The sequence below is a fragment of the Oscillospiraceae bacterium genome (assembly GCA_015068645.1).
GTDB lineage: Bacteria > Bacillota > Clostridia > UMGS1840 > UMGS1840 > SIG452.
In genome coordinates this window covers 95,059-107,163 of record SVKD01000002.1, presented here as the reverse complement: position 1 = coordinate 107,163, position 12,105 = coordinate 95,059, and the positions used below count along the sequence as shown (strand labels likewise).

Annotated in this window: 10 protein-coding genes; 7 read left to right on the top strand and 3 right to left on the bottom strand. The window is 43.2% G+C overall.

The features are described 5' to 3' along the window. Nucleotides 1-30 precede the first annotated feature (30 nt). The 3 genes from E7413_01410 (at nucleotide 31) to E7413_01400 (ending at nucleotide 3,470) form a co-directional block, all read left to right on the top strand. Entirely contained in the window at nucleotides 31-1,215 is a 1,185-nt protein-coding gene (locus tag E7413_01410) for a PLP-dependent aminotransferase family protein (GenBank protein ID MBE7018529.1), read from the top strand. Nucleotides 1,216-1,387: 172 nt separating this feature from the next. Next, nucleotides 1,388-2,395 (top strand): tryptophan--tRNA ligase, encoded by a 1,008-nt coding sequence (gene trpS / locus E7413_01405; GenBank protein ID MBE7018528.1) that lies wholly within the window; start codon nucleotides 1,388-1,390, stop codon nucleotides 2,393-2,395. Between the two features lie 85 nt (nucleotides 2,396-2,480). Next, the gene (locus tag E7413_01400) at nucleotides 2,481-3,470 is read left to right on the top strand and encodes a DUF4432 family protein (GenBank protein MBE7018527.1); all 990 of its coding nucleotides are present in this window, start codon (nucleotides 2,481-2,483) and stop codon (nucleotides 3,468-3,470) included. A 722-nt stretch (nucleotides 3,471-4,192) separates the two neighbouring features. Here E7413_01400 and E7413_01395 read toward each other — a convergent pair. Both E7413_01395 and trmB read right to left on the bottom strand, forming a co-directional pair. Further along, nucleotides 4,193-5,134, bottom strand: a complete 942-nt coding sequence (locus E7413_01395; GenBank protein MBE7018526.1) for a hypothetical protein — start codon at nucleotides 5,132-5,134, stop codon at nucleotides 4,193-4,195. A 24-nt stretch (nucleotides 5,135-5,158) separates the two neighbouring features. Beyond that, nucleotides 5,159-5,848 (bottom strand): tRNA (guanosine(46)-N7)-methyltransferase TrmB, encoded by a 690-nt coding sequence (gene trmB / locus E7413_01390; protein MBE7018525.1) that lies wholly within the window; start codon nucleotides 5,846-5,848, stop codon nucleotides 5,159-5,161. Nucleotides 5,849-6,213: 365 nt separating this feature from the next. Between trmB and E7413_01385 the strand changes: the two genes are divergently transcribed. After that, the gene (locus E7413_01385; protein ID MBE7018524.1) at nucleotides 6,214-8,424 is read left to right on the top strand and encodes a hypothetical protein; all 2,211 of its coding nucleotides are present in this window, start codon (nucleotides 6,214-6,216) and stop codon (nucleotides 8,422-8,424) included. A 331-nt stretch (nucleotides 8,425-8,755) separates the two neighbouring features. On the opposite strand, the gene E7413_01380 is transcribed toward E7413_01385, so the two are convergent. Further along, entirely contained in the window at nucleotides 8,756-8,995 is a 240-nt protein-coding gene (locus tag E7413_01380; GenBank protein ID MBE7018523.1) for an IreB family regulatory phosphoprotein, read from the bottom strand. 344 nt (nucleotides 8,996-9,339) lie between these two features. Here E7413_01380 and rpsB point away from each other — a divergent pair, with 344 nt between their 5' ends. From rpsB to E7413_01365, 3 genes are all read left to right on the top strand, one after another. After that, nucleotides 9,340-10,071, top strand: coding sequence for a 30S ribosomal protein S2 (gene rpsB, locus E7413_01375; protein MBE7018522.1), 732 nt, complete (start codon nucleotides 9,340-9,342; stop codon nucleotides 10,069-10,071). A 79-nt stretch (nucleotides 10,072-10,150) separates the two neighbouring features. Continuing rightward, nucleotides 10,151-11,038, top strand: a complete 888-nt coding sequence (locus E7413_01370) for an elongation factor Ts (GenBank protein ID MBE7018521.1) — start codon at nucleotides 10,151-10,153, stop codon at nucleotides 11,036-11,038. Nucleotides 11,039-11,230: 192 nt separating this feature from the next. Next, entirely contained in the window at nucleotides 11,231-11,935 is a 705-nt protein-coding gene (locus E7413_01365; protein ID MBE7018520.1) for a UMP kinase, read from the top strand. Nucleotides 11,936-12,105 lie beyond the last annotated feature (170 nt).

Below are 12,105 nucleotides of genomic sequence, written 5' to 3'. Positions count from 1 at the left end.
AACTTGGTAACAGAAAGGAAGATGAAAAATATGAAGTATCATATTTCCGATAATATGAAAACCATGCAGGGCTCTGCCATTCGTGAAATGTTTAAAACTATGGCAAAACCCGGCATTATCTCTTTTGCGGGAGGAAATCCCTCTCCCTTGACATTCCCTGTGGATGAAATCAAGGAAATTGCTCAAAAAGTGTTAACCGAAATGCCTTCTCTGTGTTTGCAGTACGGCATCACCGAAGGATATACCCCCTTAATTGAGCAGGTGGAAGCGAGACTGAAAAAACAGGGTATTTACCAAGAAGGCAACAACACCATCATCACCACCGGCGGTCAGCAGGGACTTGATTTAGCGGTAAAAAGCATTTTAAATCCCGGTGACACCATCATTGTGGAAGAACCCAGCTTTATCGGTGCGTTGAACTCTTTTCGTACATACGGTGCCGTGTTAAAAGGGGTTCCCGTGGAAGAAGACGGTATGAATCTGGATAAACTGGAAGAGATTTTGAAATCAGATGACAGAGTTCGCATCATTTATGTGATTCCCACCTTCCAGAATCCCACAGGCATCACCATGAGTTTGGAAAAAAGAAAGAAACTGCTTTCTTTGGCATATCAGTATAATGTGGTGATTTTTGAAGATAACCCCTACGGCGAGCTTCGTTTTAAAGGGGAAAATGTGCCCACCTTAAAATCGATGGATACCGAAAACGCCGTGATGTATTTTGGTTCCTTCTCCAAAATTTTGGCACCCGGTCTGAGACTTGGTTTCACCCACGGTATTCCCGAAATTATGGAAAAAATGGTAGTTGCAAAACAGGTTAATGACGTACATACCAACCTCTTAACTCAGGTGATTGCATCCGAATGGTTAAAAACCTGCGACATTGATGCTCATATTGGCAAAGCAAGAGAATTATACGGACATCAGTGCGAACTGATGTTATCCGAAATGGATAAACACTTCCCCAAAGAAGTGAAATATACCCGTCCCGAAGGTGGACTCTTTATCTGGTGTACCTTACCCGAAGGTATGGACGCGGCAGGCATCGTGAAAAAAGGCGTGGAAAAGAATGTGGCGTTTGTGCCGGGAAGTAACTTTATGACCGACATGGCAAAACCCTGTAACTGCTTCCGCTTAAATTATTCCACCATGACCGACGAAAAAATTGTGGAAGGCATTGGAATCTTAGCGGATGTTCTGAAAGAAAACCTGTAATTTGCAGTAGGTTGGTGGATTGGAAATAGGGTGGCATATAAGCCTTCTCCTTTGAGGAGAAGGGGGACCGCTTGCGGTGGATGAGGTGTTTTGTGCCCTTTTTCTGCGCCTTAGAGGTGGCATCACCAAATTATAATTTTGATTATCCTAACAGAGACGAGGAGCAAAGAAAATGGAAAAAATCGAAAGAAAAAAACGAATCTTTTCGGGCATTCAGCCCTCAGGACATATCACCATCGGCAACTATATCGGTGCATTGAAAAACTGGGTAAAGCTCCAGGATGAATATGACTGTGCATACTGCGTGGTGGATATGCACGCCATCACCGTCCGTCAGAATCCTGCGGATTTAAGAAAGCGTTGTCTGGACTTTTTAACCCAGTATATCGCCTGCGGGTTGGATCCTGAGAAAAACATTATGTTTATGCAGTCCCATAACCCTGCTCACGCAGAGCTGGCTTGGGTATTGATGTGTAATTCCTATATGGGTGAATTATCCCGTATGACTCAGTTTAAAGATAAAACCAAAAACAAACAGAACGAATCCATCGGTGCAGGTCTGTTCACTTATCCCGTTTTAATGGCGGCAGACATTCTGTTATACGGTACCGACCTGGTTCCCGTTGGGATTGACCAGATGCAGCATCTGGAATTAGCACGTGATATCGCCATCCGTTTTAACAATCATTATGGTGACACCTTCACCGTTCCCGAAGGCTACATCTCCAAAACAGGCGCAAAAATTATGAGTTTGCAGGAACCCACCAAGAAAATGTCCAAATCCGACGAAAATCCCAAAGCTTATATCACCGTCACCGATGATGCGGATTCCATCACCAAAAAAATCAAGTCTGCGGTGACCGACAGCGATATGAGAATCTGCCGTGGGGAAGGCAAAGAAGGTATCGAAAACTTAATGAGCATTATGGGTGCCATCACAGGCAAATCCTTTGAGGAAATCGAAGCCGAATACCAGGGCAAAAACTATGGTGTGTTCAAAAGCGATGTGGCAGAATGTGTGGTGGAAGAATTACGTCCCGTAAGAGAAAAATACCTGCAATTGCAGGGCGACAAAGCGTACCTGGAACAGATTTATAAACAGGGTGCCGAAAAAGCTTGTCTTGCATCCCGCAAGATTTTAAGAAAAGTGTATAAGAAAATCGGCTTTATCGAACGCTAAAGCCTGATAAAACAAACAACATATGAGCCTTCCCCTCGAGGGGAAGCCTTAAACAAACTATAAATTTAATAAAGGAGTATTCATTATGAATAAGTATATTGGAAATCCCGCTCAGCTGGGCGGTGTGGAAGAAGTAACCTTAGCTAAAGGCAAAGGAAAAGGTATGAACCTTCTGCAGATTAAAAATACCAAAGCGATTGACTTAACTTTAACTTGTGACAGATGTATGGATATGTCCCGCTTATCTTACAAAGGTGTGAACTTAGGATGGTTCTCTCCTGCAGGTTACGTGGCACCCGGTTTGTATGATGATGCCAAAGGAAAAGGGTTCTTACAGAACTTTACTGCAGGATTTATGACCACCTGCGGTCTGACTGCTGTTGGTGGCTCCTGCGAGGATGACGGCGAAAGCACTCCCATGCACGGTTTAATCAGCAACATCCCCTGCGATAGCTACAACTACTGGGAAACCGAAGACGAAATCATCGTGGAAGCAGTTGCAACCGAAGCATCTTTATTTGCTTGTCACACCCAGATGAAACGTACTTATAAAATTTCCAAAACCGAAGATAAAATCACCCTGTCTGATACCATCACCAATATCGGTAACAAAACTGCACCTTCCCAGGTGTTATATCATATCAACTTGGGATATCCGCTGTTATCAGAAAACGCAAAGGTGATGATTCCCGAAATCTCCAGTAAGCCCACCGCTGATGCATTCATTCCCAAATATGACCAAAGAAAAGTGATGGAAAAACCTCAGGCAGGTTTTGCGGAAGAATGCTATGTGTATGACGTGGCGGAAACTGCAGGCAAAGCAAAAATCGGTATCTACAATCCCGATTGTAAGGTTGGCTTCACCATGAGTATCTCCAAAGAAACTCTCCCCTTCTTAACCGAATGGAAAATGATGGGTGAATATGAATATGTGCTTGGTTTAGAACCCGGTAACGCTTGGCCTTGCGGCAGAAAAACTATGCGTGAAAACGGCGAATTAAAATTCTTAGAACCGGGCGAATCTATTACCACTGAAATTGTGTTGGAGTTTACCGACAAAGACTTTGACCTCTAAGACGGCTTGATAAATGGCGCATAATGAATGAACCTCACCGCTCGCCGTACACGCGGTACGGCTTCGGGTAACCACCTTCGGTGTTCGGTTTCTTCATTCTGCATCCATTTTTCTTCGCCTTGGATAGAGATTTGGAAAAGAAATATGGAGAACGCAAAAGGCATGGATTTTATTCCATGTCTTTTTGTTGTATAACGAAAACCACGCGATAGTCGCGTGGTTCGATAAAGGTTCACCGGTGAGCAGGATACCAAACGTTTCAACTGAAGTAACATTTATACTGCAGCTTTTTTGAATTTAACAACAAACTACTCTTAGCAAAAGCCTCCCCTGTGTAAGGGGAGGTGGGTTTTGCAAAGCAAAACTCGGAGGGGTTGTGACTGATGTAAGAAGGGAGCTTTTAGAAGAAAACACAATATAACAATCCCTCAGTCAAACCTTGCGGTTTGCCAGCTCCCTTTACACAAGGGAGCCGAAGATTACTCTGTAGTTTTCGTCAGAAAGATTACTTCGGTAACCCATTTATGGGTAGCAAGTATAAGTTGCATGTCTGGCAGGCCAATAAAAAACGAACTTGTGTGTTGCCAGTAATATTAGGGCTATGCCCGAAAATGAAAAACCCCCCGTTATACGGGGGGATATTTATTGTGAATACAACAAGGTTCCGGGGCACCCGACCGCAATCTTTGATTGCGTCATCGGGTCGGGTTCTTATTTTGGAATCAGTAACTGTAAGAGGGGATATAATAGGAGGTGGTGTCTGTTGTTGGAATATAATCATCTAACAGATACTCTGATATCCGGAATTTTTTCTTATAAAGAGGTTTGGCAGAACCTTTCGGATAACTGACGTTATAATCTGCCAACTCACCGTCTTGTATGGCAATGCCCTCTTCTATCCATGTTTGCAGCGCAGTTACAGCATAATTTGCTTCTTCCGCAGTAAATTGTTCTTCTCTTTGGGAAGTCAGTTTTGTGAGAATCACTTTTGCCGGCATGTGATCAATCAGATGAAACTGTTTGGCATGTTTTAACGCATTTTCATTCCAGTCTATCTCTGCATAATCTACACCGTATTTTGCCTGTTGGGCAGAAAAATTTTTTTCCATTAACATCTCATAAATGTTCTGCTTGGAATCACCGTATTCCTCCGACAGAATTTTTGCCCGCTTTTTGGCAGCAAGATTCCAGTCTGCAGTGATGTTATGAAGGACGTATTGCAGTTCTTTTTTCGTAAAGTGGGTTGAAATTTCCGTGGAGACTTCCTGTTGGGATTTTCCCTGATTGAGGGCACAATCTTCTGCCCGTTTCAGCGCTGTTTCATTCCAGTCCACCGCAAGGTGATTCAATGCATATTCAACAGCTTTGTAATGATGACCTTCCGACCTCAGTTGGATGGAAATTTCGTATTGGGAAAGAAATTTTTCGGTGCACAGTTGTTCTGCCCGTTTTATGGCATCGTCCAGTTGATCCTGAGTAGGATCTGCCGGTTCTTTCGGTTTTGTCGGTTCTGTGACATAGGAAACAGGCTTTGAAATTTCAGGGGCTGTAGTTTTCACATTTGTTAAGGTGGAAAAGAGCATCCAGCCGGAGAGAATTGCCACAAAAAGCAGAATCCAAAACCACAGCAGCCGCCATACCGGCGGGATTATGTGTTCATGCATGATGGCTCGTTCCTTTCGGTGTGTTTAAAATTTGGCAACAAGCTTCTGAATGGGATAACCCATGGAGGAAAAACGGGTTTCGTATTCGGTCATAATGTTTCCCTCAGGATATTCTCTGTGCAAATCGAAGGTTAAAAGAAGCCATTCCATGCCGTATTCCTTAGTTTCAAGGAGAGAAAAACGAAACAGGCGTACATTATCGGTCTTAAAATGAATTTCCCCGTCTTTTACCAGTACGGTTTCATATTTCTTTAAAAACAGCTTGTGAGTTAAACGTTTTCTTCTGTGACGTCCTTTGGGCCAGGGGTCGGAAAAATTTAAGTAGATGCGGTCAATACTGCCGGGGGCAAACATCGCATCCAAAAGGTTCGCATCCAGATTTGCAAAGCGCAAATTGGAAATCCCTTCCGATTTGGTTGCCGCAATGGCGATAACGTCGGCACATTTTTCAAATGCAATGTAGTTGATATGGGGATTTTCCTTTGCCAAAGTGGTGATAAAATCACCCTTCCCCGCTCCGATTTCAATATGCACGGGATTGTCGTTGCCGAAAATGGCTTTGCAATCAATATAGTCTGATACGTTGGTTTCTCCGTTTTTTTCCACATCGGAAAAATCCAGGAAAAAATCTTTATAAAATTCCAGCCTTGTGGGCGTGTTCTTTTTCTTTCGTAATCGCATGATAAAAAAATTCCTTTTCTCTTTGTATAGCATCTCTTTTCATCATAACATATCACATCAAAAAATACAAGTAATTCCTCAAAAAAAGTCATCTTCTGTTTGGGAGAGGTTTCCTTTGGCAAAATCAGTCGAACGCTTTTTTAGTTTCTTTCTGTTTCCCGACAGATTGCAACACCCTTTTCATAAAATCTGTGCTATACTGGTGCAAATTGGAAAAAAATGGAAAAGGAGTGATTGGTGTGGGAATGCTTTCTCTTGTGAAGGATACCATCACAAAAACATTACCGAAGCCAAACGAAGAAAAACCTGAAGGGAAAAAACCAAAAGAACCGAAAAAACCGAAAAAACGAAAAAAACCGAAACGAAAAAAAGCAGAGCAAAAGCTTTTTGTTTGCATCTTGTTTGAGCTATTAAACTTTCTTCTGGCATTCTTTTTAAGCAGGACAAGTCTGTTTTACAAAATTGCTCCCTTTGGGGGATCTGTTTTTCTGGCAACGGGCGGGGGACTTTCTGCCTACATCGGTGCCGTACTGGGAAGTTATACCGTGGGCGGGTACGACAGCATTGTTGCGTTAACGCTCTGTTTTTTCTTAAAACGCATCTTACGCAGTGAACGGTGGGACCCTTATCACCTGTTCTTTTCCTTTGCGGGAGTATTTTCCGTGGTACTCTTTACCAAAGACCCTTTGCCGTCGGACGTGATTGTAAAAATAATATCCGTGATTCTTACCGTGGCATCGTATTACATCTTAAAAAAGGCATATCGTGCCCAGTTTGTGAAAGCAAGTCAGCTGAAATTTACCCATGACGAAACCTACTGTTCTGTATTCCTGCTGTTTGCCCTGCTTTCGGGTATTCGTTCGGAAACAGTGATTTTTTTGGTAAGGATTCACGATATTCTCACCTTTTTGGTCATTGCCCGTGCCGCTTACAGCTTTGGCATCGGCGGCGGTACCACCGCAGGTGCCATTTTGGGGATTTTGTCGGGGCGTCCTGCCGAATTTGCCACCCTGTCCATGTCCGTTTATTCTCTTTACGGATTTTTCACGGGAATTTTCTCCAAATTCACCAAGGTGACTGCCTGCCTGGGATTTCTGCTTTCCTATGTGTTTGTGGCTGCCTATTTTCCCCAAACGGAAAATCTGGTTTCCTATCGGGATATCCTTTGGTCAGGGATGTTGTTTCTTCTCATCCCCAACGGACTGTTAGAGCCTTATTTAGACCGCTATCGGGAAGGAACCCCTGTGGCAGACAGGCTTTCTTCCCAAAATGCCATTACCATCGGCAGATTAGATCGTCTCGCCAGATCATTTTCGGGATTGTCGGCGGAAATCGGACGTCATAAAAAACAGCTGGAAAATGCAGCATCGGTCAGCGAACAAACCCTTCATGATTTTGTGAAGGAACGGCTTTGTCGCTCCTGCAGCTTAAAACGTACCTGCTGGCAGGAGTTTTTCGCCGAAACCACAGCAGGTTTGACGGCAGGAATGAACCGTTTGACCAAAAACGGTACCCTTGCCCCCAAGCATTTTCCCGATGGTTTCCGAAAACGGTGTGTAAAAAACGAAAAGCTTACCGAAACTCTGAAAAATTTCTTTGAGCTTTCCCGTCTAAATGCGTTTTGGAAACGTCGTCTTTCGGAAAACACCAACGCTTTTCGGGAGCAGTTTCTGGAACTGTCTGATATTATCTGTCAGCTTAAAAAAAATATGGAAACCAACCGTTATTTTGATGCACCCCTTTCCGCCGAGCTTTACAGCGTACTGGGAAATGAAGGGTATCTGATACGGGAAGCGTCGGTCTTTCATTCAGCGGAGGACCAATACTTTGTGAAGCTGGAAATTTCTCCTTGCAAATATACCCAAAACTGTTTTCCCACCTTAGAAAAAATTGCCACCGAGCTTCTGGGCATTCCTATGACGGTGACCGAAGGCGGGTGCAGTCGCCGTATGTGCCGTTTGTTGTTAACCGAGGGAGACCTGGGGAACGTGGAGCAGCGTGTGCAGAGCTTTTCCAGGCAGGAGGGGGATGCTTCGGGAGACAGCCATATCATTTCCCGATTAAGCCGTCATCGTTACTTGATTGCCTTATCCGACGGGATGGGAACGGGAGAAGACGCGGCGGAAGTGTCCTGCTCTATGGTAACTCTGCTGGATGAAATGCTTCGGGCAGGTTTTTCGGCAGAATCGGCATTTTCTATGCTCAATTCCTTTCTCATTGCCTCTTCGTCTGCATCTGCCACATTGGATTTTGCCATTGTGGATTTAAAGAAAATGACGGCAACTTTGGTGAAAACAGGTGCTTGCCCCACTTATTTCAAACGGGGTGACGAGGTGATTGAGGTGGGAGCAGGCTCTATGCCTGCGGGAATCCGTTCCAAAAAACCTTATGTAAAAACCGTCCACTTATGCGATGAGGATATGCTCATTATGATTTCCGACGGTGTGGAGGATGCCATTCCCAAAGAGGACTGGGTATTTGGCGCGCTGAGTAAAAATCCCTCTCCCCATCTTTCGGAAAACGTGGACTTTTTGGCATCTGTGGCGTATGAAGCAAGTCGTGACAATCCTGATGATATTACGGTATTGGGAATAAAGATTTTGCATTAGGGGCGGCTTGGAAAAGAACATAGACCACAAAAGGCATAGGGGTTTATCTTAGATATGGCCTTCTCCTCGAGGAGAAGGGGGACCGCTTGCGGTGGATGAGGTGTTTTTTCAAGGTGAAAATTTGTTGTCACAAATTTTAATTTGAAATGCCTTTTGCTATCTGCAAACCTCACCTCTCGGCGTACCGATGTACGCCTTCGGGTAACCCTTCGGTTTGGTTTGCAAATTCTATGTCCTTTTTCTGCGCCTTAGATTGCAGAATAGATGATTCATTATTCTTTATTCATTAAAAAAAAGACTGCAGAAAATCTGCAGTCTTTTTTGTTTATGATTAATTTAAATAGAAGCGGAACAGCTCTTCTAAAATATCGTCCCGTTCCAGTTTACCGATCATAGCTCTTGCTCCGTTGTGGCTGGTGATATAGGTCGGGTCCCCCGAAAGCACATAACCAACCATCTGATTGATGGGGTTATATCCCTTTTCCTTCAGAGCTTCGTATACGGAATGCAAAATTTCACGGATGTTTTTTTCTTCCTCTTTGGGAATCTGAACCATTCTTGTTTCGGTCATTAGGTATCCTTCCTTTCTTTCTGTAGCGTTGCATTCATTTCAATAATATCATATCATATTTCTTTTGAAATTTCAACTATTTTTTAGTGATTGTATTGAATTTGTAATATAAAAAGAAGGCTTGGGGAGGATACTTTTTACAGAGAAATTTCAAAAAAATAAAAAAAATTACCAAAAAAACTTGATTTTTGAAAAAAGGTGTGCTATAATGTTCGAGAATTCGCACGCGCCCTTATACAAACCCGGTGACAAAGTTAAATTTTTTTATGGCTTTGTTCGTTTGTAAGTAAGGCATTTTCAAGGCTTTACGCGGCGCCGAGGAACAACCAGAAAGGAAATTTATCATGAGCAACGTAATCTCCATGAAACAGTTATTGGAAGCCGGCGTTCACTTCGGTCATCAGACCAGAAGATGGAACCCCAAAATGGCTCCCTACATCTTCACCGAAAGAAACGGAATCTACATCATCGACCTGCAGAAAACTCTGAAAAAAGTAGAAGAAGCTTACTACTTTGTTAGAGATATCGCAGCTCAGGGCGGTGAAATCCTGTTTGTTGGTACCAAAAAACAGGCTGCAGACGCTGTAAAAGCAGAAGCTGAAAGAATTGGTATGTACTATGTAAACGCAAGATGGTTAGGCGGTATGTTAACCAACTTCAAAACCATCCGTAAAAGAATTGACAGACTCTTCCAGTTAAACAAAATGGAAGAAGACGGTACCTTTGATTTACTTCCCAAAAAAGAAGTTATCAAATTAAACTTAGAAAGAGAAAAATTAGAAAAATACCTGGGCGGTATCAAAAACATGAAAAAGCTCCCCAGCGTTCTGTTTGTTGTTGACCCCAGAAAAGAAAGAAATGCAATCTTAGAAGCTAAGAAACTGCATATCCCCGTTGTTGCAATCGTAGATACCAACTGTGATCCCGATGAAGTGGATTATGTAATCCCCGGTAACGACGATGCGATCCGCGCTGTTAAACTGATTGCTGAAACCATGGCAAACGCTATGATCGAAGGCAGAGAAGGCGCAGCTCAGGCAATGGAAGAAGAAACCGACGAAGCTGCAGCTGAATAATTAGAAATTGATTTTTAAGAAAATAGGCAACCTTGCGCTTGCCTATTTTCCATATGACAAAGAAAAGGAGAATTTTATTATGGTTACACCTCAGATGGTTAAAGAATTAAGAGAAATCACCGGTTGCGGTATGATGGACTGTAAAAAAGCATTATCCGAAACCAATGGCGATATGGACAAAGCAGTTGAATTTTTAAGAGAAAAAGGTTTAGCAGCTGCTGCAAAAAAAGCAGGCAGAATTGCTGCGGAAGGTATCGTTTCCGATTTCACCTGCGATGGCGTTGGTGTTATCATCGAAGTTAACTCCGAAACCGACTTCGTTGGTAAAAATGCTGATTTCCAGACCTTCGTAAAAGATTTGGCTGAAATCGTTGCAAAAGAAAATCCCGCAGATGTTGACGCTTTATTAAAATTGGCTTACAAAGATTCCGGTATGAGCGTTGAAGAAATGTTAAGAGACAAAATCTTAACCATCGGCGAAAACATGACCATCAGAAGATTTGAAAGATACGAAGGTGCTGTTGCTACCTATATCCATGGCGGCGGCAGAATCGGTGTTATGGTTCAGGCTGAAAACGCTTTAGACGGCGACGCTTACGAAGCAGCTCGTGATGCAGCTATGCAGATTGCAGCTATCAACCCCACCTATTTAGATAAATCTACCGTTCCCGCAGAAGATGTGGAAAAAGAAAAGAAAATCTTAATCGAACAGATTAAAAACGATCCCAAATCTGCAGGGAAACCCGACCAGATTATCGAAAAAATGGTAATGGGCAGAATTTCTAAATTCTACACCTTAAACTGCTTAAACCAGCAGGAATTCGTGAAAGATTCCGACAAAACCGTGGAACAGTATTTAGCTTCCAAAGGCGTAAAACTGGTGAAATTTGTTCGTTTTGAAAAAGGCGAAGGCTTAGAAAAGAAAGTTGACAACTTTGCAGAAGAAGTTGCAAATATGTCTAAATAATTAACGATTTCAAAAATGGCAAGCACAATCCTTTGATGCTTGCCATTTTTACGGCAGCTATTAGCTGTTTTTCCGGCACCCAATGGGTGTTTTTCCCGCCTTCGGCGGCGGTTCTCTCAAAGGTTGGGAGGACAAGTTGAAAGTGGAAAAGAAAACAGAGATGTGTTTTATATAGAGAGAGGAGCATACAAAATGCAACCGATTTATAAAAGAGTATTGTTAAAAATTAGTGGCGAAGCGTTGGCAGGGGCTAACGGCTTTGGTTTAGACTTTAATGTGATTTCAGATATCGGAAAACAGGTAAAAAAATGTGTATCGATGGGCGTTCAGGTTGCTATCGTAGTAGGCGGCGGTAACTTCTGGAGAGGAAGAACCGGCGAAAATATGGACAGAACCCGTGCAGACCATATGGGTATGTTGGCAACTGCCATCAACTCTCTGGCAATTGCAGATTCCCTGGAAGCATTAGGCGTTCAGGCAAGAGTGCAGACTGCCATTGATATGCGTCAGATTGCAGAACCCTATATCCGTGGCAGAGCAGAACGTCATTTAGACAAAGGCAGAGTTGTAATTTTTGGTTGCGGAACCGGTAACCCCTACTTCTCCACCGACACTGCTGCAGCTCTTCGTGCTGCTGAAATCAGTGCAGACGTAATCCTGCTCGCGAAAAAAGTGGACGCTGTTTACGATTCCGACCCCGCAAAAAATCCCGATGCAAAAAAATTCGACAACATTTCCTACATCGATGTGTTAAACCGTGGTTTAGGTGTTATGGATTCCACCGCAACTTCTCTGTGTATGGATAATAACATTCCCATTCACGTGTTTGGATTGCAGCAGCCGGAAAATATTATTAAGGCCATCACCGGCGAAACTATCGGTACTCTGGTGAAATAGCTCGTTAAAATTGCCCATAATGCCGAATGCAAACCACTCGCCGTACACACGGTACGGCTTCGGGGACTCCCCTTCGGGTTTGATTCGACATTCTGAACAATTTTTCCATCGCTATCGGGGAATGGCTCGACAAATGGCGCACAGTTGAAGAACGAATAATGAAAAATGAA

Excerpts from the sequence above, each read along its gene's own strand:
- E7413_01410 (MBE7018529.1), top strand. The coding sequence starts at position 31 with ATGAAGTATCATATTTCCGATAATATGAAAACCATGCAGGGCTCTGCC.
- trpS (MBE7018528.1), top strand. The coding sequence starts at position 1,388 with ATGGAAAAAATCGAAAGAAAAAAACGAATCTTTTCGGGCATTCAGCCC.
- E7413_01400 (MBE7018527.1), top strand. The coding sequence starts at position 2,481 with ATGAATAAGTATATTGGAAATCCCGCTCAGCTGGGCGGTGTGGAAGAA.
- E7413_01395 (MBE7018526.1), bottom strand. The coding sequence starts at position 5,134 with ATGCATGAACACATAATCCCGCCGGTATGGCGGCTGCTGTGGTTTTGG.
- trmB (MBE7018525.1), bottom strand. The coding sequence starts at position 5,848 with ATGCTATACAAAGAGAAAAGGAATTTTTTTATCATGCGATTACGAAAG.
- E7413_01380 (MBE7018523.1), bottom strand. The coding sequence starts at position 8,995 with ATGACCGAAACAAGAATGGTTCAGATTCCCAAAGAGGAAGAAAAAAAC.
- rpsB (MBE7018522.1), top strand. The coding sequence starts at position 9,340 with ATGAGCAACGTAATCTCCATGAAACAGTTATTGGAAGCCGGCGTTCAC.
- E7413_01370 (MBE7018521.1), top strand. The coding sequence starts at position 10,151 with ATGGTTACACCTCAGATGGTTAAAGAATTAAGAGAAATCACCGGTTGC.
- E7413_01365 (MBE7018520.1), top strand. The coding sequence starts at position 11,231 with ATGCAACCGATTTATAAAAGAGTATTGTTAAAAATTAGTGGCGAAGCG.